Below are 23,264 nucleotides of genomic sequence, written 5' to 3' on the forward strand. Positions count from 1 at the left end.
GTCAGGCTCCGGGTGCGGGCGCGGGGACCTGCCGGTCAGGCTGACCCTGGCGGGCGCGCAGGAACGGGCCGAGGCCCATCCCGTCCTCGGTGGCCAGGAACGCGCCGCGCGCGGTCAGCAGGGTCTCGTCGGCGTGCGCCATGCAGCCCCACGCCGTGTCGCCCCACGAGTCGGCGAGCTTGACCTCCGCCGGTTCGGTGCAGGATTCGCCGCGCGGGCCGCCGATCTGGCAGCGGGCGGGTGCCCCGCCGCGCCGGCCGGCCGCCTCGGCGGCCTCCCTGATCAGCGAGAACCGCGCCTCGCCGCCCGCCTGCGGGTCACGCTCCTGCTGCGGTACGGCCTGCCGCTGCCCGAAGGCGACCACGTTGCCGTCGGGGTCGGTGACCCGGCACTCGCCGCCCGGGGCGTGCTCCGGGTAGCCGGCCTTCTCGACCGGGTGCCCGGCGGCGGTGAGCCGCTCGGCGGTCGCCGCCAGGTCGTCGACGTACAGGTAGACGAGCAGGGGCAACTCGACGGTGACCAGGCGGGGGGTGACCGCCGCCAGCAGCAGCGTCAACTCCCCGCACCGCAGGTACGACCAGTGCGAGCCACCGTCGCCGCCGCTCCGGATCTCGGTGTAGCCGAAGTTCTCGTAGAACCGTCGAGCCGCGTCGGCGTCCGCCACGTACAGCACCGGCACCTGGGACCGCACACCACTTTGCACGGCGTCACTCTAGTCACCGGTGATCGACAACTCACGTCTTGCCGATCGGGTTTTCCGCCCGCCGGGTCGTCCCTGGTCACGGCCCCGCCGTGGACCGATCGGGGCTCGGGACACCTACGGGGCCGCCCCGGTCCCCGCCGTGGAAGACGCCACGGTCAGCCGGCCAGGGTGGCGTACCGGCCGGCGCGGGCCAGCAGCGTCTCGTGGGTGCCGGACTCGACGATCCGGCCGTGGTCGAGCACCGCGATCTGGTCGGCGTCGCGCACCGTGGAGAGCCGGTGCGCGATGGTGATCACCGTACGGCCCTCGGCGAGGGTGTCGAAGGCCCGTTGCACGGCGCGTTCGGTCTCGGTGTCCAGCGCGCTGGTCGCCTCGTCCAGCACCAGCACCCGGGGGTCGCGCAGCAGCGTACGGGCGATGGCCAGGCGCTGCTTCTCGCCGCCGGAGAACCGGTGGCCCCGGGAGCCGACGACCGTGTCGTACCCGTCGGGCAGGGCGGCGATCAGGTCGTGGATCTGGGCGGCGCGGGCGGCCTCTTCCAGTTGGGCGTCGGTGGCGTCGGGGCGCGCGTACCGCAGGTTTTCCCGGATCGTGGTGTGCAGCAGGTAGGTCTCCTGGCTGACCACGCCCACGACGGCGGCCAGGTCGGTCAGCCGCAGGTCGCGCAGGTCGACGCCGTCGATGGTGATCCGGCCGGCGTCCGGGTCGTGCAGCCGGCTGACCAGGGCGGCCAGGGTGCTCTTGCCGGAGCCGGTCTCGCCGACCAGGGCGAGGCTGGTGCCGGCCGGCACGTCCAGGCTGATGCCGGCGACGGCGGCGGTGTCGCTGCCCGGGTAGCTGAAGGTGACGTCCTCGACGCGCAGGTGCCCGCGCACCCGGGCCGGGTCGACGGTCACCGGCCGGGCCGGGTCGTCCACCTCCACCGGCAGGTCGAGGTACTCGAAGATCCGGGCGAACAGGGCCAGCGAGGCGGTCAGCGTGACGCCCACGTTGAGCAGCCCCATCAGCGGTCGGAACAGCCCACCCTGGAGGGCGGTGAAGGCGACCAGGGTGCCGATGCTGAGCGTGCCGGCGGTGCCGGGCAGCCCCGCGCCGAGGTAGATCACCGCCGGGATGGCGGCGAAGATGATCGTCATGGTGGCCATCCGCCAGCGGCCGGCCAGCTCGGAGCGCAGCTCCAGGTCGACCAGCCGGGCCGAGCTGGCGGTGAACCGGTCGATCAGCGCGCCACCCGCGCCGAGGGTCTTGCTGAGCTGCACGCCGCTGATCGACAGCCCCTCCTCGATGGTGACGTTGAGGTCGGCCAGCTCCCGCTGGCGCTGGGCGGTGATCTCGCGGCGCATCGCGGCGACCCGGCGGGTGAGCCAGATGGCCGGCGGCAGCACCACCAGCGAGACGAGGGTGAGCCGCCAGGACAGCGCCACCATGGCGACCAGGGTGGCCACCACCGTGGTCAGGTTGGACGCGATCGAGGTGGCGGTGGAGGTGACGACGGTCTGCATGCCGCCGATGTCGTTGGTGATCCGCGACTGCACCTCGCCGGTACGGGTGCGGGTGAAGAACGCGATCGACTGCCGGTGCAGGTGGGCGAAGACGTCGGTGCGCAGCCGGTGCATCACCAGCTGCCCGACCCGGGTGGAGATCCAGGTCTGCGCCACGCCGAGCACGGCGGTCACCGCCGCGACGGCGATCATGCCGGCGACCAGCCAGACCAGCAGGGTCAGATCGCGCTCCGGCAGTGCCCGGTCGATCACCGCCCGCAGCAGGAAGGGCGAAGCCATCGCGACCACCGACGACACCACGATGATCGCGGTGACCACGGCCAGTTGACCACGGTACGCGGTGAACAGCCGGCCGATCCGGCGCAGCGAGACCGCTCTGGCCTGGGACTTCTCGGCGGCACTGACGGTCCGGGGGGCGCCGCCGTGGCCCTCCCGGTGGTTCTTGGTGGCGTCCAAGGGGTTCCTTCTCTCGTTCGGGGGTGCTGGTTCGGGGGTGCTGTTTCGGGGGTTCCAGATTCAGGTGTCCCAGTGATTACTGAGGTTACCTCATCATGAGGTAACAACAGTGAGTGCTGCTACCGTATTCCGGTGACCGGTGCGACATCCGACCCGCCAGCCGGCCCGGCCGCCCATCGCGCGGAGCCGCCGGCCGAGGAGAGCCTCGCCGAGTTGTTCTGGGCGGTGGCGCGACGGCTGCGCCACCAGTCCCGACGTACCCTCGAACCCTGGGACGTCAACCCCGGCCACGCCCGCGCCCTCGCGGTGCTCACCCGGCACGGGGCGATGCGGCTCAGCGCACTCGCCGAGCACCTGCACATCGCGCCCCGCTCCACCACCGAGGTCGTCGACGGTCTGGAGGAACGCGGGCTCGTCGCGCGCCGGCCCGACCCGGCCGACCGGCGGGCGACCCTCGTCGCGCCGACCGAGGAGGGTACCCGGGTCGGTGCGGCCATCAGGTCCGCCCGCACCACCGAGGCGGAACGCTTCTTCGGCCACCTCTCCCCCGCCGACCACGCCGACCTCAGCCGCATCCTGCGCACCCTGCGCGACTGACCGTCGTCGCCGCCCGTACACCCCACCTCCCCCGCGTCCCCCGTTGCGCTGTCGAGCCCGTACGGCCGTGCCGCCCGCTTCACCCCGCCCGACGCGTGGGCGGGGCAGGACCGGTGTCCCGGGTAGCGCATCTGCCGGGCACGGAGGACCGACCCCTGATCAGGTACCGCCGTCTCGCCTCCGGGTGGCGAGGATCGTCCGCACCTCGTGGCGAACCACATCGGGCTCGTGGAGGAGGCGGTGACGGGCGAAGCGCACCACCATGATGCCGACGGTGGCGAGCAGCGCATCCCGACGCAGGTCCAGCTCGCGTTGGCGGGAATCTCCGTGGGTCGTCGCGCCGTCGAGCTCGAAGTCCACCCGCTCCCGCTCGGCGTAGACGTCGAGATACATGGTGCTGCGGCCGACGACGATCCGGGCCTGCCGTCGGAACGTGGGCATCCCCGGGCCGGTGAAGACATGGTCGTGCCCCCAGATCTCCAACGGACTACGACATCCGGCGGTGAGCCGGTCGAGCAGTTTGCGCAGTTGCGCCCGGCCGGTCAGCCTCGGCACGGCGGCGAGCGCCGACCCGATCCGCGCCGGGGTGGTGAGCCGGTCGTTGACGGCCCTGATCACCGCAACGGGGCGCTCCGGCGGGGGCAGCAACGGCCAGGAGTCGACAAGCGCCCGCTCCAGGCCTACCACCGGCAGGCCACGCCGGGTCACCACCCGGGGTGGGGCGAGGGAGAAGCCCTCCCGGTGGTGGACCAGCAGGTGTGGTCGGGGGCGCAGCCCGCAACCGGCGATCACGTCCAGGTGCACCGGCTCCCCGTCCGACTGCCCGCGCGCACCCCACACGTCCAGCGCGGTGGGACCGCCCAGCGCCGCCCGCCCCTGCGCCCAGGCGAGCGCCGCCCGGATACGCCGGTCGGCGTCGAGCAGCGGGAACGTCGCACCCCCCGTGGTGAGGGCAGCAGCGGGGACCAGGGTGGTGTCGACGTAGACACCGGGCAGGACACGCCGGAGTTCGCCGACCCGATCAGCGTGCGCGAGTACCCAGGGCGGAACCACCTGGACCGCCGCTCGTCGGGTCACCACGCCACCTCCCTCGTCGACGAGGGACCGCAACACCGGATGCATGGTCCGACGCTGCCCCGGGCACCCGCAGCCCCGCGACACCCGCCCCTCGGCCTGTGGACACCGGGTGCCCTTGTGGACGGCCGACCGCGCCGCGCGGAACTCTGCTATGGAGGACCCGGATCAGATGGCGATTCGTTGCACCCTTCTCGGCGTGTCGTCTGCATTTCGGCCATTTGATCATGAGCCTCGGAAGAGGCGCGAAGTGCGGCGATAGATAATCTTGACTGCGTGTATTGAAAACTATCTCCAGGCGTGACCTAATACCTGACAGTTCCTTTCGTCGCTCCCGCCGTACCCGTCCGGCATCCCCCAGGGAGGAAAGATGAACCGTCTCCGTGCGGTCTCGGGCACGCTGCTGGCGACCGCCACCGTGGTCGCCGCCGCCACCCTCGGCGTCGCCACCCCCGCCGCCGCCACCCCCGTCGCCCCCGGCGTCGTCACCCCGGCCGCCGCCCCCGCCGGGCTGTCCGGCATGGACGTCTCCAGCTACCAGGGCAACGTCAACTGGTCCGCCGCCTGGAACAACGGCGCCCGGTTCGCCTACGTCAAGGCCACCGAGGGCACCTACTACACCAACCCGTACTTCGCCCAGCAGTACAACGGGTCGTACAACGTCGGGATGATCCGGGGCGCGTACCACTTCGCCCGGCCGGACACCACGACCGGCGCCACCCAGGCCAACTACCTCGTCGACCACGGCGGCGGCTGGTCCAAGGACGGCCGGACCCTGCCCGCCGCGCTCGACATCGAGTACAACCCCTACGGGGCGACCTGCTACGGGCTCAGCCAGAGCGCGATGCGCAGCTGGATCACCTCCTTCGTCAACCAGTACCACGCCCGCACCGGACGCTGGGCGACCATCTACACCACCACCGACTGGTGGACCACCTGCACCGGCAACTACAGCGGTTTCGCCGCCACCAACCCGCTCTGGATCGCCCGGTACGCCGGCACCGTGGGCACCCTGCCCGCCGGCTGGTCCACGTACTCCTTCTGGCAGTGGGCGTCGTCGGGCACCCTCCCGGGCGACCAGAACGTCTGGAACGGCAGCCTCGACCGGCTCCGGGTGCTGGCCTGCAACGGCCCCTGCTGACCCCACCGACCCTCACCCGGCCCACCCCGGAACCGGAACGCCGGTCCGCCCGGCGACATCCACCGCCACCCGGGAAGCGGCCCGCAGGTCCGCCCGTCGGCATCTCCCGTCACCCCCTGAGGAGCCCGCCATGCCCCTACCCGTGTCCCGGCGCAGCGTGCTGCGCGGCGCGGTCCTGCTCGGCACCGCCGGAGCGCTCGCGCCGACCCCGCTCCGCGGAACCGCCGCGAGCGCCGCCGCCCCCGGCCCGCCGCTGAGCACCGGCACCACCCTGAGCGCCGGCACCGCCCCGACCACCGGCAACGCCTCCGTCACCGGCCGGGTCGCTCTCGGCCGCATCGACCAACCGGTGATCGCCAACTGCGTCACCTGGGGTGCCCGGCCGCCGTCGTCGCCGGTGAGCGTGGTCGGGAGCCGACCCAACAAGATCATCGTGCATCACACCGCGTTCCCGAACTCGACCGACTACAGCCTGGCCCAGGCATACGCCAACTCGCGCGAGATCCAGGACCTGCACATGGACGGCAACGGCTGGCTGGACTCCGGGCAGCATTTCACCAACAGCCGGGGCGGCCACCTCACCGAGGGCCGGCACGGCAGCCTGTACGCGCTGCTGCACGGTCAGACGATGGTGCAGGGCGCGCACTGCGTGGGGCAGAACAGCCAGGCCATCGGCATCGAGAACGACGGGATCTACGTCGACGTGCAGCCGCCGCAGACGCTGTGGGACAGCCTGGTGGTCTTCTGCGCGTTCACCTGCCAGCAGTACGGTATCCCGGCCAGCCAGATCTACGGTCACAAGGATTTCGCCAGCACCCAGTGCCCCGGCCTGCTGCACGACCGGCTGCCCGAGCTGCGGACCGCCGTCGCCGCGCGACTAGGGTGATTGCTTATATAAGCCATGACTGATACAAAGGGCACCGTGCACGCCTTCGACGTCCTCGGCGACCCGGTACGCCGACGCATCCTCGAACTGCTCGCGCAGGGAGAGCGGAGCGCCGGTGGGGTCTGCGCGGTCATCCAGGAGGAGTTCGGGATCACCCAGCCCGCCGTCTCGCAGCACCTCAAGGTGTTACGGGACAACGGCTTCGCCACCGTCCGCCCGCAGGGCGCCCGGCGGCTCTACGCGGTCGACCCCGCCCCACTGCGCGAGGTCGACCAGTGGCTGGAGGGGTTCCGCCGGTTCTGGACACCCGCGCTGGACGCCCTGGCCACCGAGCTGGCCCGAGGCCGGCGCGAACGGCGGTCGCACACCCCGACGGGCAACCCGACCGAGCACCGGAGCACTCATGATCGAGACGACACACCAGATCAACGCCGTACGGCGGACCGTGGGCAGCCGCACCCTGGAGGCGGGTGAGGCGCGCGTGCTGACCATCAGCCAGACGTACCGGGCGACGCTGGACGACCTCTGGGACGCCTGCACCAACGTCGACCGGATCCCCCGCTGGTTCCTGCCGATCTCCGGCGACCTGCGACTGCACGGCCGCTACCAGTTCGAGGGCAACGCGGGTGGCGTGGTGGAGCGCTGCGACCCGCCGAAGAGCTTCGCCGCCACCTGGGAGATGGGTGACGAGGTGAGCTGGATCGAGGTGCGCCTGACCCCGGAGGGCGACGAACGGACCCGGTTCACCCTCGAACACGTCGCCCACGTCGACGACCAGCGGTGGACCGAGTACGGCCCCGGCGCGGTCGGCGTCGGCTGGGACTCCGGCCTGCTCGGGCTCGCCAGCCACCTGGACGCCGACGGTGGCGGGGTCACCCCCGACCAGGCCGTCGAATGGATCGGCTCGGAGGACGGGCGGCGCTTCATGACGCTCAGCGGCGAAGCCTGGGCCGAGGCCGACATCGCCGGCGGCACCGCACCGGAGGCCGCCCGGGCCGCCGCCGCCCGGACCATCGCCGCCTACACCGGCGCACCACCGGCCTGACCCGGCCGCCCGGGTCACACCGCCGACCGGCACGCGGCCCGGGCACCGTTCCGTCGGCGGAGAGCGCGGGACACCCCGCCTCCCCGCCGGCCCGGCCCGAGGGCTCCCGCCGACCCGGGAATCCCCGCCGACCCGGCCCGGGGCTCCCACCAGCCCAGGAGTCCCCACCGACCGGGGAGCCCCACCGGCCCCGGGATCCCGTCAGCCCGGGTATCCGGCCCGCGGGAGAAATCCCGGCGCGTGTCGTCGGTGCCGGCAGGGAGACTGTGCGGCATGCCGCTGCGCTGTGCCGACGACGTCCTCGCCCGGTCCGCCGCCGGGCACCGGGTGCGCTACCTCTGCTTCTGGGGGCACCGGCCCCGGCGGGACGGCACCGTCGGGCAGAGCTGCCTGAGCCAGTGGTGGCCGGCACCGTTCACCGTCGACGGGCGGCGCTTCGCCACCGCCGAGCACTGGATGATGTGGCGCAAGGCCTTGCTCTTCGACGACGCCGAGGCCGGGGAGCGGGTGCTCGCCGCCGGCCATCCGCAGCAGGCCAAGGCGATCGGCCGGGAGGTCCGTCGCTTCGATCCGGCGGTGTGGGAGGCCGCGCGGTACTCCGTCGTGCTGACCGGCAGCCTGGCCAAGTTCGGTCAGCACGCCGACCTGCGGGGGTACCTGCTCGGCACCGGGGACCGGGTGCTGGTGGAGGCCAGCCCGGTCGACCGGGTGTGGGGGGTGGGGCTGGCCGCCGACGATCCGCGCGCCGAGGATCCGGCCCGCTGGCGCGGCCTCAACCTGCTCGGCTTCGCCCTGATGGAGGCCCGCGACCTGCTGCGCGACGAGACGCCGGCGGCGGGGTGGACCGGTCGACCTGCCCCGGGCGGGGTACGCCCGGGGCGGTAACGTGCGGCGGCATGACCGTCCTCCCGTACGCCCACTGCCACTACTGCGGCGCGGCCTATCCGGCGGACGCCGGCTGGCCCCGGCTCTGCCCGACCTGCGGGGAGACGGTGTGGCGCAATCCCACCCCGGTCGCGGTGGCGCTGCTGCCGGTCCGCACCGACGCCGGCCTCGGCGTGGTGGTGGTCCGCCGGGACATCGAGCCGGCCCGCGGCCAGCTCGCCCTGCCCGGCGGTTTCGTCGAGTACGGCGAGGAGTGGTCCGAGGCGCTGGTCCGGGAGTTGCGCGAGGAGACCGGCCTGGTCGACGAGGCGGAGCGGGCGCGGCTGTTCGCGGTGCACGGCGCACCACGTGGCGGCACCATGATGATCTTCGGGGTGCTGCCGGAGCGACCGGCTTCGGGGCTGCCCCCGTCGAAGCCCACCGAGGAGGCCACCGAGTGGCTGGTCCTCACCGAGCCGGTCGAGCTGGCCTTCTCGACCCACACCCGGGTGTTGGCCGACTTCTTCGCCGGCCGCCCCTGACCGCCGGCCGGCACCGACCCACGACGGCCCACCGGCCCACGACGACCGGCACCGACCCACGAGGCCCACCCGTCCGACGACGACCCGCTGACCCACCGCCCACCGGTCGACGACGGCCCGCCCGTCGACACCGGCCCGCCCGCCCCATCGGCCCCGCCGCGTCGGGGCGGATGGGGTCACGCCGTCGGCGGTCAGACCCGGGCCGGTCGGGGGGCGAACGGGATGCTCGCCGTCGCCTCGGTCACCGGGTCGCCCGCCGGATGCCGCCACAGCCCCCGGGACCGCAGGATCGGCAGCACCCCCTCGCCGAACCAGTACGCCTCCTCCAGGTGCGGATGGCCGGAGAGGATGAACTCGTCGATGCCGAGCGCGTGGTACTCGGCGATCCGGTCGGCGATCTCGGTGTGGCTGCCCACCAGGGCGGTGCCCGCGCCGCCCCGGACCAGCCCGAATCCGGCCCAGAGGTTGGGGGCGACCTCCAGCGCGTCGCGGCTGCCGCCGTGCAGGGCCAGCATCCGGCGCTGCCCCTCGGACTCGCTGCGCCGCAGCCCCTCCTGGGCGGCCCGGACGTCCGCCGCGTCGATGCCGTCGAGCAGCCGCCCGGCCTGCGCCCAGGCCTGTTCGGCGGTGTCCCGGGCGATGACGTGCAGCCGGATGCCGAAGCGCAGCTCCCGGCCGACGCCGGCCGCGACGGCGCGGATCCGGTCGAGCTTCTCGGCGACCTGGGCGGGCGGCTCACCCCAGGTCAGGTAGACGTCGCTGTGCCGGGCGGCGACCGGGCCGGCGGCGGCGGACGAGCCGCCGAAGTAGACCGGGGGCACCGGGTCGGGCACCCGGGACAGCCGGGCGCCCTCGACCCGCAGGTGCGCCCCGGTGTGGTCGACCGTCTCACCCCGCCACAGCGCCCGGACGATGTGCAGGAACTCGTCGGTACGGGCGTACCGGGCGTCCTTGTCGAGGAAGTCGCCGTAGGAGCGCTGTTCGACCGCCTCCCCGCCGGTGACCACGTTGAGCAGCAGCCGGCCGCCGGAGAGCCGCTGGAAGGTGGCGGCCATCTGGGCGGCGAGGGTGGGTGAGAGCAGGCCGGGGCGGAACGCCACCAGGAACTTCAGCCGTTCGGTGACCTCGGAGAGCATCGCGGTGGTCAGCCAGGCGTCCTCGCACCACGCCCCGGTCGGGGTGAGCGCGCCGACGAAGCCGAGCTGCTCGGCGGTGCGGGCGATCTGCCCGAGGTAGGCGACGGTGGCGGGGCGGGCTCCCCCGGCGGTACCGACCGCGACGCCGTGGCCACCGCCGACGATGTCGCGGCTGTCGCCGTAGGTGGGCAGGAACCAGTGGAAGGTCAGCGGCATCGGAGGTCCTCCTGAGGGATGGGACGGCAACCACGACAGGCTACCCATAAAACCTATCGGCTTGGTAGGTTACTGCCCGCCGCCGACCTCCGGCGTCGCGAGCAGTCCGTCCACTCCCGAGGAGCCGACATGTCCACCCCGCCGAGGAGCCTCCGCCGCCTGGTCACCGCCGTGTTCACCGTCCTGTCACTGGTCGCGGTCGGCGGGATCGCCGGCTGCGCCGACGCCGCCGACGCGGGTGGCGGCAGCACCGGCCCGCTGCGCGTCGGCTACCAGCGCTTCGGCGGGCTGAGCCTGGTCAAGGCCCGCAACGCCGCACCGGACGTGCAGTGGTCGCTGTTCGAGAGCGGTCCCGCCCTTACCGAGGCGCTCAAGGCCGGCGCGATCGACATCGGGCAGGTCGGCGAGGCACCCCCGGTCTTCGCCGCCGCCGCGAAGATCCCCTTCTCGGTGATCGGCACCTCGGCCCCCATCCCGCAGGGCGAGGCGGTGCTGGTCAAGCAGAGCAGCGGCCTGAAGACCTTCGCCGACCTGCGCGGCCGGACGGTGGCGCTGAACAAGGGCAGCAACGTGCACTGGCTGCTGGTCCGGCTGCTGGCGGCGAACAACATGACGCTCAAGGACCTCAACGTCAAGTACCTCAAGCCGGCCGAGGGGCGGCCGGCGTTCGACAACGGCCAGATCGACGCCTGGATCATCTGGGATCCGTACTTCGCCCTCGCCGAGCAGCCCGGGGTGAAGGTCCTCGCCGACGCCACCGGGCTGGCCAGCAACCGGGAGTACGTGCTGGCCGCGCCCGGGGCGGTGCGGGACCGCGCCGACGACGTCCGCGCCTTCCTCACCACGTACCGGCAGGTGACCGACTGGGGTATCGCCCACCCCGGGGAGCGCGCCGCGGTGCTCGCCCCCGAGCTGAAGATCCCACTGGATGTGACCACCCGGGCGCTGGCCCGCAGCGCCCGCCCGCTGGCCCCGGTCACCCCCGCCGTCGGCGCCGAACTCCAGGCCATCGCGGACGGCTTCACCACCCTCGACCTGGTGCCCGGGCCGGTCGACATCTCCGGCCGGGTCGACGACCGGTTCAGCGCGGTGTTCCAGTGAGCAGCGCCGTACTGGCCACCGCGCCGCCGACCGCCGGCACGGCCCCACCGGCCGCCGGTCGGCGACGCCGCACCGGCCCGCGCTGGTGGCGGCTGGTCAGCCCGGTCGCGCTCGTCGCCGGCTGGGAGGCCGCCGCCCGCGCCGGGCTGCTGGCCCCGGAGAAGCTGCCCGCGCCCAGTCAGGTGCTCGCCACCGGCGTACGACTGGCCGCCGACGGCACCCTCGGCGTCCACCTGCTCGACTCGCTCACCCGGGCCGGCGTCGGGCTGCTCCTGGGCGGGGTGCTGGCGCTGGTGCTCGGCGCCGCCGCCGGCCTGCTGCGCCTCGGCGACGACCTGGTCGACCCGCCGGTGCAGATGGCCCGGATGCTGCCCCACCTGGGACTCGTCCCGCTGCTGATCATCTGGGTCGGGATCGGTGAGCCGCTGAAGATCACCCTGGTCGCGCTCGGGGTGTTCTTCCCGATCTACTTCAACACCTACGCCGGCATCCGGGACATCGACGAACGGCTCGTCGAGGCGGCCCGTACCTGCGGGCTCGGACCCGCCGCCCGGCTGCGGCACGTGGTGCTGCCCGGCGCGCTGCCGTCGCTGTTCCTCGGGCTGCGGCTGGCGATCGGGGCGGCCTGGCTCAGCCTCGTCGTCGGCGAACAGGTCAACGCCCAGACCGGCATCGGCTTCCTGATGATGGAGGCCCGGGAGTTCAGCCAGACCGATGTGGTGGTGCTCGGCCTGGTCGTCTACGCGCTGCTCGGGCTGCTGTCCGACCTCGCCCTGCGGGCGCTGGAGAGGAGGACCCTGACATGGCGACGCGGCCTGCGGGCGACCTGACCGACCCGGCCGGCACGGCAGCCGGCGACGCGGGCACGGCAGCCGGCGACGCGGGCCGGGCGAGGGACGACGCGGCGGTGCTCACCGCCCACGCGGTGCGGCGGGCCTTCGACGACCGGCCGGTGCTCGCCGGGGTCGACCTGACCATCGCCGCCGGTGAGGTGGTGGCGCTGCTCGGCGGCAGCGGCTCCGGCAAGAGCACCCTGCTGCGCATCCTCGCCGGACTGGACGCCGAGGCCACCGGACCGACCCGGCTGCGCGGCACCGCCGCCGTGGTCTTCCAGGAACACCGGCTGCTGCCCTGGAAACGGGTCGGCGACAACGTCGCGCTCGGGGTCACCGGCCCGGACGTACGCGCCCGGGTGGACCGGGCGCTGGCCGAGGTGGGGCTGGCCGACCGCCGGCGGGCCTGGCCGGCGGAGCTCTCCGGCGGCCAGGCGCAACGGGTCGCGGTGGCCCGCGCCCTGGTCCGGGAGCCGAACCTGCTGCTGCTCGACGAGCCGTTCGGGGCGCTCGACGCGCTGACCCGGCTACGGATGCAGTCCCTGCTGCGGCGGCTGCGCGCCCAGCACGGCTTCGCCGCCCTGCTGGTCACCCACGACGTGGAGGAGGCGCTGCTGCTCGCCGACCGGATCCTGCTCCTCGACGAGGGGGTCATCGCCGAGGAGATCCCCGTCGACCTGGATCCCGACCACCCCGGGGACCGGCCACCCGCCCGCTCCCCCGACCATCCCGCCTTCGGCGCGCTGCGCCGCCGCCTGCTGGACCGCCTCGGCGTACCCGCCGCCTGACCACCGGAGGACCGCATGACCCGCTGGACACCCGACCCGAGCTTCTACCCCTCCCCCCGCGAGGCGTCCACCGCGCCCGCCGAGAAGCTGGCCTACGTCGCCGCGTTCGACCGTAAGGCGCAGCGGCCGGACGCGATCGTCGTGCTCGACACCGATCCGGAATCCGCCGACTACGGCCGGGTCGTCGGCTGGACCGACCTGCCGGGCACCGGCGACGAGGTGCACCACTTCGGGTGGAACGCGTGCAGCAGCGCACTCTGCCCGACCGCCCCGCACCCGCACGTCGAGCGGCGCTACCTGATCGTGCCGGGGCTGCGCTCGTCCCGGATCCACGTGTTCGACACCCGCCCGGACCCGCGCGCCCCGCAGCTGGTCAAGGTGATCGGTGCGGAGGAGCTGGCCGGACGCGCCGGCTACTCCCGCCCGCACACCGTGCACTGCGGCCCGGACGGCATCTACCTGTCGGCGCTCGGCGGCGTCGACGGCGCGCAGGGTCCGGGCGGCGTCGACGGCGCGCAGGGCCCCGGCGGCATCGTCGTGCTCGACCACACCACCTTCGACGTCCGCGGTGCCTGGGAGGCCGACCGGGGACCACAGTTCCTGGCGTACGACGTGTGGTGGCACCTCACCCAGGACGTGCTGGTCACCAGCGAGTGGGGTACCCCGTCGATGATCGAGGACGGCATCGTCGGCGAGCTGCTGCTGGGGCGCAAGTACGGCCACGCGATCCACTTCTGGGACCTCGCCAAACGCCGGCACGTGCAGCGGGTCGACCTCGGCGACCAGTACCAGATGCCGCTCGAACTGCGTCCCGCCCACGACCCGACGCAGTCGTACGGCTTCGTCGGGGTGGTGATCAGCGTCGAGGACCTGTCGGCCTCGGTCTGGTTGTGGCACCGCGACGGCGCGGGCGCGCACGCCCCGTGGGCGGTGACCAAGGTGATCGACATCCCCGCCGAGCCGGCCGATCCGGTCGACCTGCCCGAGCTGCTCAAGCCGTTCGGGGCGGTGCCCCCGTTGGTCACCGACATCGACCTGTCGGTGGACGACCGCTTCCTCTACGTCTCCTGCTGGGGCACCGGTGAGCTGCGCCGGTACGACGTCCGCGACCCGTTCCACCCGGTGCTGGTCGGCTCGGTGCGGCTCGGCGGCATCGTGGCCCGCACCGCCCACCCGGCCGCGCCGGACGAGCCCCTGGCCGGTGGCCCGCAGATGGTGGAGGTCAGCCGGGACGGTCGGCGGGTCTACGTCAGCAACTCGCTCTACGGCTCCTGGGACGACCAGTTCTATCCCGACGGGGTGGGTGCCTGGCTGGCCAAGCTGGACGTCGACCCGGAGCACGGCGGGCTCACCCCGGACGAGCGGTTCTTCCCGCACGGCGCGGAGTTCCGGGGGCTGCGGGTGCACCAGACCCGGTTGCAGGGCGGTGACGCCAGCTCCGACTCGTACTGCTTCCCGTGACCGGGCGGACCCTGCTGGCGTTGGCGGCGCTCGGGGCGTTCCACGGGCTGAACCCCGCCATGGGGTGGCTGCTCGCGGTCGCCCGGGGGTTGCAGCAGCGCCGCCGGGCGGCGCTGCTGGCCGCCCTGCCCCCGGTCGCGGCGGGGCACCTGGCCTCGGTGGCGGTGGTCGCCGCTCTGGTCACCGCCACCCGGTCGGTCGGGGTGAGCACCGCGCTGACGGTGACCGGCGGGACGGTGCTGGTCGGCTTCGGGCTGTGGCGGCTGCTGTCGCAGCGGCACTTCCGCTGGGCCGGGATGCGCCTGTCGGCGGCCCAGGTGGCCGGCTGGTCGTTCCTGATGTCGTCGGCGCACGGGGCCGGGTTGATGCTGCTGCCGGTGCTGCTGGCCGACCCCCCGCCGACCGGCGGGCACGCCGGGCACCTGGCGGCGGCCCCGGCCGGCGCGCTGCCCGGCCTGGTCGCGGCCGGGGTGCACACGCTGGCCATGCTGGTGGTCGCGCTGGTCGTCGCCCTTGTGGTGTACGAGGTGTTCGGTGTCGGGATGTTGCGCCGGGCCTGGTTCAACGTGGACCGGCTCTGGGCCGGGGCGCTGGTCGCGGCCGGGGTGGTGACGTTGGCCGCCGCGGTCTGACCGGCCGCCCGCGATCCCGGCCGGGTCGAGGACGTCCGCATGGCGGGCGCCCTCGCCGCGTGGATCGGTCGGCCGCCCGGGTGCGACGGGCGGCCGACCGTGCCGGTGCGACGGGCGTCGCCGTCGCGCCCGGTCCGGGATCGGACCGGGCTCAGGCGTGGGCGCAGGTCGTCGTGCCGGTGGGACCGTCGCCGGTGCCCTGGAAACCGAACTCGGTGCCGATCCCCGCGCCGACGGTGGCGTTGTAGCCGACGTTGCGGAAGCTGACGTCACCGGTGGCGACGGTGTGCTGCGCGCTCCAGGCGTTGGTGACGGTGGTCCCCGACGGCAGGGTCAGGCCGACCACCCACCCGTCGAGCCCGGCCGGGCCGGCGGTGACCGTCACGGTGGCCACGAATCCGCCGGGCCAGGAGCTGAGCGACACCGACGCGGTGCAGTCACCGTCAGCGGGCGGCGGAGCCGTCGGCGGGGTGGTCGTGGGCGGCGGGGTCGGCGGGACGGTGGTGCCGCCCGCGTTGAGCGCGTCCAGCGTGGTGGTGTACGCGGCCTTCTTGGTGCCGTTGCCGTCGAAGAGCAGCGGCGTGGCGCTGGACCGCCACGAGTCGGTGTCCCGGATGCCGGAGACGGTGATGCCGGTGCAACGGGAGATCGCCAGGCAGGCCCTGACCACGCGGGAGTAGCTGTCGGCCTGGGAGCTACCGGAGCCCTCGACGTCCAGCTCGGTGATCTGCACCTCGACGCCGAGGTCGACGAAACGCTGGAGGTTGGCCTGGTAGTCCGCCGGCACCGGCGACTGGGCGGTGAAGTGGGACTGGAAGCCGACGCAGTCGATCGGCACGCCCCGGGCGGTGAAGTCCCGGACCATGGCGTACACGGCGTCGCTCTTCGGGTTCCGCCCGTCGGTGTAGTAGTCGTTGTAGCAGAGCGTCGCGCCCGGGTCGGCGGCCCGGGCGGCCCGGAACGCCGCCTCGATCCAGTCGTCACCGGTGCGCTGCAGGTTGGAGTCACGACGCCCACCGCTGCCACCGTCGGCGAACGCCTCGTTCACCACGTTCCACGCGTCGATCCTGCCCCGGTAGTGGGTGGCGACCTGGGTGACGTGGTTGAGCATGGCGTTGCGCAGGGCGGGGCCGGACAGGACCGTGGTCCAGCGCGGTTGCTGCTGGTGCCAGGCCAGCGCGTGACCGCGGACCCGCATCCCGTGGGCCTCGGCGTGGCTGACCAGCTTGTCGCCGCTGGCGAAGGTGAACTGGTTCGGGCTGGGCTCGGTGGCGTCCCACTTCATCTCGTTCTCGGCGGTGACCGAGGTGAACTCGCGGTTCAGGATGCCGACGTAGCCGGAGTCGGAGAGCCGGTTCACCGCCACCGCGGCGCCGAAGGAGCGGCCCGTCCCGGCGGCGGCGGCACCGAGGGTGGTGCCGGCGCTGGCACTGGAGGCGAGGGCGACGGTGGTGCCGACGGCGACCACGCCGGTGACGATCGAGAGCAGCGCGGCCCGCAGCCGCGGCGGTGCCGTCCGACGCCCGCTGCCGCGGGCGGACACAGGGTTCATGGCAGATGCCTTCCAAGACGGTGGGGGTGCACCGTCCCGACCTTTCGCCCGAGTGCGGTGGCCGGCCCGGGGAGGCGGTGTGGTCGCCCGGAGGCCACACCCGCCCGCGTCGTCGCTCAGCCGCCACCGCCGAGGTCGAGCGGTTACCCGGATGACGCTATCGAAACATCCCCCAGAGTTCAATGAACGTCGATGTCTGAGTCGCGCTGCCCGGCCGGTGACACCGGAGCCGCCGCTACTCGGTGGCGGCGAGGTAGCCGCTCGCCTGTAGGGCGAACAGCTCCCGGTAGGGCCCGTCGGCGGCCATCAACGCGTCGTGGTCGCCCTGCTGCACCAGCCGACCGTGGTCCATCACGAAGATCTGGTCGGCGTGCCGGACGTTGGCCAGCCGGTGGGTGATCAGCACGACCGTCCGGTCGGGCCGCCGCCGCAGCTGCTCGAAGAGCGCGTGTTCGGCGCGGGCGTCGAGGGCGGCCGACGGCTCGTCACAGATCAGCAGGCGGGCGTCCCGGTAGAGGCCCCGCGCGGCCACCAGTCGCTGCCACTGCCCACCGGAGAGGTCGTGGCCGTTCTTGAACTCCCGGGCCAGCAGGGTGTCGTAGCCGAACGGCAGCCCGGCGATCATGTCGTGCGCGGCGGCCGACCGGGCGGCGTCCTCGACGGTGGGGCCGGCCGCGTCCGAGGCCCGGTCGTACCGGCCGACACGGATGTTCTGCGCGGCGGTGAACGGGAACTTCCACCACTCCTGGGTCACCACCGCCACCTGCGCGGCGGTCGATGCCGGGTCCAGCTCGGCCACGTCGACACCGTCCCACCGGATCGCCCCGCCGGTGGGGCGGTAGAGACCGGCGATCAGCTTGGCCAGGGTGGTCTTGCCGGAGCCGTTCTCCCCGACCAGCGCGACCACCTCGCCCCGCCGGACGGTGAGGCTGACCTCGTCGACGGCCGGAGTGTCGGTGTCCGGGTAGCGCAGGCTCACCCGGTCCAGCTCGATGGTGTCGAACCCGGTGACGGGCCGGCCCGTCCCGGTGCCGTCGCGCCCCTCGGCACGGTCGAGGAAGTCCCGGTAGTCCTGGTAGTAGAGGGCGTCCTCGTAGAGGTTGTTGGTGGCGAAGACGGCGAGGGCCAGGCTGCTGCGGGCCGACTGGAGGGCGAGCAGCGCGGTCGCCGCCGCGGCCAGCGCGACGAAGCCGGCGAGCAGCAACCCACCGAGGACGGCGTAGACCGCGAAGGCGGCGATCCCCCCGATGGACATCCCGACGGCCCGGGTCCGGCTCTGCGCGCGGGCCAACCGCAGCAGCGCGGCCGTCTCGGTGTTCATCATCCGGCGGAACTCGGTGAGCAGGAAGTCGCGCATCTGGTAGGCCCGCACCTCGGCGGCGGTGTGCCGGTTGGCCATCAGGTTGGCCAGCATCCACATCCGACGACGCCGGTTGATCCGGGCCAGCATGTCGAGGTACTGGCGGCGGGCCATCCTGACCGCGGTGACCGCCTCGGGCACCGCGGCGAGCAGCAGGCACGGCAGCAGCAACGGCTGGATCACGGTCACCGCGGCGGCGGTGGCCAGCACGCCCACCACCCCGGTGATCAGGTTGACCGTGTGGTCGACGATGGACGCCGCCTCGGCCACGCCCCGGTCACGGACCCGGTCCATCTCCTCGGCGAACCCGGCGTCGTCGAAGGCGGCCAGCTCGACCGCCGTGGTGGTCTCGAACAGCCGCAGCTCGACCGCGTAGGTGATCTGCGGGATCAGCCGGGCCTGCGCCCAACCGGCGGTGACGGTCAGGATGCCCTTGGCGGCCACCGCCGCCGCGGCCAGCACCAGCGCCGGCAGCGCCGCCCGGACCCGGTCCGGCGTCGGGCCGGCCGCGAACAACTCCCGCAGGACCCCGGTGGTGGCGAGCAGGCCCAGCGTGGTCATCACCCCGGCGGCGAGGTTCAGGCCGATCGCGGCGAGGGTGTCGCGCCGGCTGGTGGCCCAGGCCAACGCGACGGCCTCGCGCACCAGCCGGGGCAGCCGCCGGGCCACCGCGCGGAAGCTGGTGTGCGCGAACGCGGTGGCGTGGTGCATCCAGGCGCCGTCGGCCAGCTCCGGCAGGTCGAGCCCGGCGTCGGCGGCGTCGGCGGGCTCGTCCGCGCCGGTCGCGCGGCGGGGACCGGTCACCGTCGCCATGGTTCCTCCCGGGCCGAAGGGGGCTGGGCACGGGCGAGCCTACTGTCAGCGACGACGGGCTGTCTCGCCGTGGCGGCGTGTCGTACACCTGTCGCATTGGCGTGTCGCGGGGCACGCCGCGCCGCCCGGTGCGCCGGGTCGCGTCGCGGGGCCGGGCCCCGGGTGGCAGGCTGGGACGCGAACCGTCGGCGGCACCACGCGCCGACGACCGTCGTGAAGGAGAAGATCGACCCGATGGCTGCGAGTGTGACCACCACCGACGAATGGCAGGCGCTGCGCAAGCACGCCGAGACGATGCGCGGCACCCACCTGCGGGAGCTGTTCGCGGCCGACCGGCAACGGGGTGAGCGGCTCACCGGCGAGGTCGCCGACCTGCACGTCGACTACAGCAAGAACCTCGTCACCGACGAGACGATCGGGCTGCTCACCGCGCTGGCCGGGCGGGTCGGGCTGACCGGCCGGATCGCCGCCATGTTCGCCGGGGAGCACATCAACACCACCGAGGACCGGGCCGTGCTGCACACCGCGCTGCGGCTGCCGCGCGACGCCGCGCTGACCGTGGACGGGCAGGACGTGGTGGCCGACGTGCACCGGGTGCTGGACCGGATGGCCGCGTTCAGCGAGCGGGTCCGCACCGGGCAGTGGCGCGGGCACACCGGCGAGCGGATCCGCACGGTGGTCAACATCGGCATCGGCGGCTCCGACCTCGGGCCGGTGATGGCGTACGAGGCGCTCAAGGCGTACCGGGACGCGGGGATCCACTGCCGGTTCGTCTCCAACATCGATCCGACCGACATCCACGACAAGACCCACGACCTGGACCCGGCGAGCACCCTGTTCGTGGTGGTGTCGAAGACCTTCTCCACCCAGGAGACGCTGGCCAACGCCGAGCAGGCCAAGACGTGGCTGCTGTCGGGGCTGGACGCCGACGACGACGCGGCGATCGCGAGGCACTTCGTGGCGGTGAGCACCAACGCCGACCGGGTCGCCGCCTTCGGCATCGACCCGGAGAACATGTTCGGCTTCTGGGACTGGGTGGGTGGCCGGTACTCGCTGCCGTCGGCGGTCGGACTGTCGGTGATGCTGGCGGTCGGGCCGGACCGGTTCGGCGAGCTGCTGGCCGGTTACCACGCCGTCGACGAGCACTTCCGCACCGCGCCGGTGGAGCGGAACGTGCCGGCGCTGCTGGGCCTGCTCAACGTCTGGTACGTCGACTTCCTCGGCGCGCAGACCCACGCCGTGCTGCCGTACTCGCAGTACCTGCACCGGTTCCCCGCCTACCTGCAGCAGCTCACCATGGAGAGCAACGGCAAGTCGGTGACGCTCGACGGCACGCCGGTGGACCACCCGACCGGGGAGATCTTCTGGGGCGAGCCCGGCACCAACGGCCAGCACGCCTTCTACCAGCTCATCCACCAGGGCACCCTGCTGATCCCGGCGGACTTCATCGCGTTCAGCCAGCCCAACCACGACCTGGGCGAGATGCACGACCTGTTCATGTCGAACTTCTTCGCGCAGACCGCCGCGCTGGCCTTCGGCCGGACGAGGGAGCAGGTCGAGGCGGAGGGCACGGCCGCCGACGTGGTGCCGCACCGGGTGATGCCGGGCAACCACCCGACCACCTCGATCATCGCGCCGAAGCTCACCCCGGCGACGCTGGGCCAGCTCATCGCCCTCTACGAGCACATCGTGTTCACCTGCGGCGCGATCTGGGACATCAACCCGTTCGACCAGTGGGGGGTGGAGCTGGGCAAGGTGATGGCCAACCAGCTCGCCCCGAAGCTGACCGGTGACGCGCCGGAGCTGTCCGACGTCGACTCCTCCACCGCGGCGCTGATCCGCCGCTACCGCTCCGAGCGCGGCCGGGCCTGAGATCCCGGGCGGGTGGCTGCCGGGCGGTCCCACCGCCGGCGGCCACCCGGCCACCCCCGGTCGGGCCTCGACCGGCAGCGCGGTCGGCACCGGCCGCGCTCAGCCGAGGGCGGCCACCAGGGTCTCCGGGGGCACGGTGGACGGGCGGTCGCTGACCTGTCCGTCGCCGATCTCCACCAGCCGCCACCGGCCGTCGGCACGTAGCGCCAGGTCGGCGGTGACGAAGGGCAGGCCGAGCGCGGCCATCACGGAGGTCAGCGGGTCGGTGTCGACCGGGGCGTCGGGCAGCTCGTCCGGGGTGTCCGGGTGCGGGCCGGTCAGCACGCACCGGCCGTCGACCCACCAGGTACGCACCTCCGCCCCGGCGAGGGGCTCGAACCGGCGCAGCACGAAGCCGCCGGTGAAGTCGTCGTCGCGCAGCTCGCGCAGCCGGCTCGCGATCCGCCAGGCGGCGTCGCCGTCGGCCAGCTCGGGAACGAAGCACGCCTCGTGCCAGTGGTGCTTGGCGGACTTGGTCCAGTCGCGCAGCACCGCCGGACCGCCGCCCAGCCCGGCCCGGACCCGCTCGAAGTCGACCCGGTCGTCCCCGACCGTCCACCGGGACTCCGGGGTCAGCGCCGCTGCGGCGGCGTACCAGCCGGGCAGCTCGTGTGCCCGCCGGTACTGGTCGGGGCCGGTGCGCAGGGTCACCTGCCGGGCGGCCGACGCCTCGGCGAAACCGGCGTAGCGGGCGGCGGAGAGCATCCAGCCCCGGTAGACCGCGTCGTCGGCCGCCGGCACGGCGGCGACCGCCCGCGCGAGGTCCCGGCCCGCCGCGAGCGCGTCGTGGTCGACCACGGCCACCGGGTGCCCGGCCTCCCGGGCGGCCCGCGCCTCCGGCGCGAAGTGCGGGTCCGGCCGGCGGGGCCGCATCGGGTCGGCGGGGACGATCAACAGCATCTCCGCATCCTCCCCCACCCGTGCCACCGCGACCGGATCCCGGACCCGGGGTACGTCCGAAACGGCGGCCGGCGGTACCGGACAGGTCGCCGGACCGGGCCGTGGTGGTGATTCCCACCCCAGGTCATTGGTTTTGCCACCGGACAGGCTGGAGACTCTTCCTCGGTACCGACAAAGGGGGAGACCGTGTCCGACACCCACCACCCGCAGCGACATACCCGCACCGCCGCGCCCGCCGGGGTGACCGATCCGCTTCTGTGGCGGCTCGCTCTCGACGTGATCGACGCGCACCACCCGGACCAGTCCGGGCGGTGCGACAACCTGCTCTGCGAGCACCAGGACTGGCCCTGCGACGCCGCGCGCAACGCCCGGCGGGCGCTGAGCATGGCCGGCGACGCGGCCCTGGACACCGCCGACGACCGGCGTACGGGACGGGAGCAGGCGGGCCTGTCCCCGCGCCGGTCGCGTACCGCCGAGGCGGCCTGACCCGTCGCTCGTCGTCCCCTCGCCACCGGCGGCTGGCGCACCGGCCGGCGGGGGGACAGCACACCACCGCCCCGGCCGAGGGAGGCGACACCCCCGGTCCAGGGAGGCGACATCGCCCCGCCCCGGCCGAGGGAGGCGACCCGCCGGGTCGAGGAGCCGGCCGGTGGCCGGTCAGCCGAGGCGCTTGGCGGAGCGGATCGCGGTGGCCAGGTTCTCCAGCAGCGGCGCCGCGCCCGCGTACGAGAAGCGGGGCACCGCGTCCCACGGGGTGACCTGGTTGGCCCTGACCGCCGGGAGCTGCGCCCAGGTGGGCTTGGCCGCGAGGTCCTTGGGCTGCAACGCGGTGGAGCGGTTGTCCAGCAGGATCAGGTCGGCCGGGAACTTACCAGCGTTCTCCCAGCTCAGCGCCTCGAAGTAGTCACCGGCTTCGAGCTTGGTGGGGACCACGATCTCGACGCCCAGCTCGGCGAAGTACATCAGGTCGGTGCTGACCTTCGGGTTGGAGACGTAGAACAGGTCGGGGCTGCCGGACGAGGCCATCACCCGGATGCCCGGGTTGGCCTTGACCGCCGCCCGGACCTGCTCGGCGGCGGCCTCGAACCGGGTCCTGGCCGCGGTGACCTTCGCGGCGGACAGGTCCGCGCCGAGCGAGCGGGCCAGCTCGGCGTAGCGCTCGATCGGGCGGGTCATCGGGGTCCGGGCGGTGGTGACGGCCACGCTCGGCGCGAGCTGGAGGATCTTGTCGCGGCTCTCGTCCGGGACGTACCAGAGGGCGTCCGGGTCGTACATGTGGGTGACCAGCAGGTCGGGGCGGAGCCCGGCGTACTTCTCCACGTTGAACTCGCCCCAGACGTTGCCGAGCACGGTGACCCGGTCGACGTCGAGGTCCCCGGCCTGCGGGTCGCGGGAGCCGTCGGTCCGGGTGGTCTCGCCGAACACCCCGACGAGCTGGGAGTCGAGTCCGAAGTCGACGAGCGCGGCGGCCACCCCGGTGAAGGCGACCACCCGGGTCGGGGTGCTGGCCGCCTCGACCTTGCGCTGCCGGTCGTCGGTGAAGCTCCACGGGCCGGCGGAGCCGTTCGCGGTGGGCTTCGCCGGGTCGTCGCCACCGCCGCAGGCGGCGAGGAGGGCGGTCAGGGCGGCCCCGCCACCGGCGGCGAGCAGGCCCCGGCGGGAGAATCGGGGTGAGGACGAGGAAGGCAGCATGTGACGTCTTTCGGTCAGGCCCGGACCACCGCGATCCGCGACGACAGGGTTAGGTTAAC

Annotated in this window: 22 protein-coding genes; 14 read left to right on the forward strand and 8 right to left on the reverse strand. The window is 73.6% G+C overall.

What is annotated here, in order from left to right:
• Position 1: 1 nt before the first annotated feature.
• Both GA0070623_RS05415 and GA0070623_RS05420 read right to left on the reverse strand, forming a co-directional pair.
• Positions 2–703, reverse strand: coding sequence for a VOC family protein (locus tag GA0070623_RS05415; protein WP_067306331.1), 702 nt, complete (start codon positions 701–703; stop codon positions 2–4).
• A gap of 155 nt (positions 704–858) precedes the next feature.
• Positions 859–2,571 (reverse strand): ABC transporter ATP-binding protein, encoded by a 1,713-nt coding sequence (locus tag GA0070623_RS05420; protein ID WP_407937988.1) that lies wholly within the window; start codon positions 2,569–2,571, stop codon positions 859–861.
• A gap of 303 nt (positions 2,572–2,874) precedes the next feature.
• On the opposite strand from GA0070623_RS05420, the gene GA0070623_RS05425 reads away from it, so the two are divergent.
• Positions 2,875–3,258: a MarR family winged helix-turn-helix transcriptional regulator gene (locus GA0070623_RS05425; protein WP_067306410.1), complete on the forward strand. Its 384-nt coding sequence runs from the start codon at positions 2,875–2,877 to the stop codon at positions 3,256–3,258.
• Between the two features lie 159 nt (positions 3,259–3,417).
• On the opposite strand, the gene GA0070623_RS05430 is transcribed toward GA0070623_RS05425, so the two are convergent.
• Entirely contained in the window at positions 3,418–4,380 is a 963-nt protein-coding gene (locus GA0070623_RS05430; RefSeq protein WP_067306337.1) for a DUF559 domain-containing protein, read from the reverse strand.
• A 322-nt stretch (positions 4,381–4,702) separates the two neighbouring features.
• On the opposite strand from GA0070623_RS05430, the gene GA0070623_RS05435 reads away from it, so the two are divergent.
• The 6 genes from GA0070623_RS05435 (at position 4,703) to GA0070623_RS05460 (ending at position 8,810) form a co-directional block, all read left to right on the forward strand.
• Positions 4,703–5,473 (forward strand): lysozyme, encoded by a 771-nt coding sequence (locus GA0070623_RS05435; RefSeq protein ID WP_067306341.1) that lies wholly within the window; start codon positions 4,703–4,705, stop codon positions 5,471–5,473.
• 130 nt (positions 5,474–5,603) lie between these two features.
• Positions 5,604–6,359 (forward strand): peptidoglycan recognition protein family protein, encoded by a 756-nt coding sequence (locus GA0070623_RS05440; RefSeq protein ID WP_067306343.1) that lies wholly within the window; start codon positions 5,604–5,606, stop codon positions 6,357–6,359.
• 36 nt (positions 6,360–6,395) lie between these two features.
• Positions 6,396–6,833 carry an ArsR/SmtB family transcription factor gene (locus tag GA0070623_RS05445; RefSeq protein WP_084261228.1) on the forward strand — a complete coding sequence of 146 codons (438 nt, stop codon included), beginning with the start codon at positions 6,396–6,398 and terminating at the stop codon, positions 6,831–6,833.
• On the forward strand, positions 6,763–7,404 hold the full coding sequence (locus GA0070623_RS05450; protein WP_067306346.1) for an SRPBCC family protein: 642 nt from the start codon (positions 6,763–6,765) through the stop codon (positions 7,402–7,404). Before GA0070623_RS05445 ends, GA0070623_RS05450 begins: the two co-directional genes overlap by 71 nt.
• A gap of 273 nt (positions 7,405–7,677) precedes the next feature.
• The gene (locus GA0070623_RS05455) at positions 7,678–8,289 is read left to right on the forward strand and encodes an NADAR family protein (RefSeq protein WP_067306349.1); all 612 of its coding nucleotides are present in this window, start codon (positions 7,678–7,680) and stop codon (positions 8,287–8,289) included.
• An 11-nt stretch (positions 8,290–8,300) separates the two neighbouring features.
• Positions 8,301–8,810 carry an NUDIX domain-containing protein gene (locus tag GA0070623_RS05460; protein WP_067306351.1) on the forward strand — a complete coding sequence of 170 codons (510 nt, stop codon included), beginning with the start codon at positions 8,301–8,303 and terminating at the stop codon, positions 8,808–8,810.
• A 191-nt stretch (positions 8,811–9,001) separates the two neighbouring features.
• Here GA0070623_RS05460 and GA0070623_RS05465 read toward each other — a convergent pair whose 3' ends face one another.
• On the reverse strand, positions 9,002–10,162 hold the full coding sequence (locus GA0070623_RS05465) for an LLM class flavin-dependent oxidoreductase (RefSeq protein WP_067306355.1): 1,161 nt from the start codon (positions 10,160–10,162) through the stop codon (positions 9,002–9,004).
• Positions 10,163–10,291: 129 nt separating this feature from the next.
• On the opposite strand from GA0070623_RS05465, the gene GA0070623_RS05470 reads away from it, so the two are divergent.
• From GA0070623_RS05470 to GA0070623_RS05490, 5 genes are read left to right on the forward strand one after another with little or no spacing between them, the layout of a single operon-like run.
• Positions 10,292–11,263 (forward strand): aliphatic sulfonate ABC transporter substrate-binding protein, encoded by a 972-nt coding sequence (locus GA0070623_RS05470; RefSeq protein ID WP_067306358.1) that lies wholly within the window; start codon positions 10,292–10,294, stop codon positions 11,261–11,263.
• The gene (locus GA0070623_RS05475; protein ID WP_084261229.1) at positions 11,260–12,093 is read left to right on the forward strand and encodes an ABC transporter permease; all 834 of its coding nucleotides are present in this window, start codon (positions 11,260–11,262) and stop codon (positions 12,091–12,093) included. The genes GA0070623_RS05470 and GA0070623_RS05475 overlap by 4 nt, the downstream gene beginning before the upstream one ends.
• Positions 12,066–12,884, forward strand: coding sequence for an ABC transporter ATP-binding protein (locus tag GA0070623_RS05480; protein WP_084261230.1), 819 nt, complete (start codon positions 12,066–12,068; stop codon positions 12,882–12,884). Before GA0070623_RS05475 ends, GA0070623_RS05480 begins: the two co-directional genes overlap by 28 nt.
• Positions 12,885–12,899: 15 nt before the next feature.
• Entirely contained in the window at positions 12,900–14,345 is a 1,446-nt protein-coding gene (locus GA0070623_RS05485; RefSeq protein WP_067306361.1) for a selenium-binding protein SBP56-related protein, read from the forward strand.
• Positions 14,342–14,977: a hypothetical protein gene (locus GA0070623_RS05490; RefSeq protein ID WP_067306364.1), complete on the forward strand. Its 636-nt coding sequence runs from the start codon at positions 14,342–14,344 to the stop codon at positions 14,975–14,977. The genes GA0070623_RS05485 and GA0070623_RS05490 overlap by 4 nt, the downstream gene beginning before the upstream one ends.
• A 151-nt stretch (positions 14,978–15,128) precedes the next feature.
• Here GA0070623_RS05490 and GA0070623_RS05495 read toward each other — a convergent pair whose 3' ends face one another.
• Entirely contained in the window at positions 15,129–16,529 is a 1,401-nt protein-coding gene (locus GA0070623_RS05495; RefSeq protein WP_067306367.1) for an endo-1,4-beta-xylanase, read from the reverse strand.
• A 235-nt stretch (positions 16,530–16,764) separates the two neighbouring features.
• Positions 16,765–18,702 (reverse strand): ABC transporter ATP-binding protein, encoded by a 1,938-nt coding sequence (locus GA0070623_RS05500; RefSeq protein WP_067306370.1) that lies wholly within the window; start codon positions 18,700–18,702, stop codon positions 16,765–16,767.
• Between the two features lie 234 nt (positions 18,703–18,936).
• Between GA0070623_RS05500 and pgi the strand changes: the two genes are divergently transcribed.
• Positions 18,937–20,574: a glucose-6-phosphate isomerase gene (gene pgi, locus GA0070623_RS05505; RefSeq protein WP_067306419.1), complete on the forward strand. Its 1,638-nt coding sequence runs from the start codon at positions 18,937–18,939 to the stop codon at positions 20,572–20,574.
• Positions 20,575–20,673: 99 nt separating this feature from the next.
• On the opposite strand, the gene GA0070623_RS05510 is transcribed toward pgi, so the two are convergent.
• Positions 20,674–21,513, reverse strand: coding sequence for an ATP-grasp domain-containing protein (locus GA0070623_RS05510; RefSeq protein WP_067306422.1), 840 nt, complete (start codon positions 21,511–21,513; stop codon positions 20,674–20,676).
• Between the two features lie 240 nt (positions 21,514–21,753).
• Here GA0070623_RS05510 and GA0070623_RS05515 point away from each other — a divergent pair, with 240 nt between their 5' ends.
• Entirely contained in the window at positions 21,754–21,999 is a 246-nt protein-coding gene (locus tag GA0070623_RS05515) for a hypothetical protein (protein ID WP_231932674.1), read from the forward strand.
• 171 nt (positions 22,000–22,170) lie between these two features.
• Here the strand turns inward: GA0070623_RS05515 and GA0070623_RS05520 are convergent, their stop codons facing one another.
• On the reverse strand, positions 22,171–23,205 hold the full coding sequence (locus GA0070623_RS05520) for an ABC transporter substrate-binding protein (protein WP_067306373.1): 1,035 nt from the start codon (positions 23,203–23,205) through the stop codon (positions 22,171–22,173).
• Positions 23,206–23,264: the final 59 nt, after the last annotated feature.

It is taken from the genome of Micromonospora rifamycinica, assembly GCF_900090265.1.
Classification (GTDB): domain Bacteria; phylum Actinomycetota; class Actinomycetes; order Mycobacteriales; family Micromonosporaceae; genus Micromonospora; species Micromonospora rifamycinica.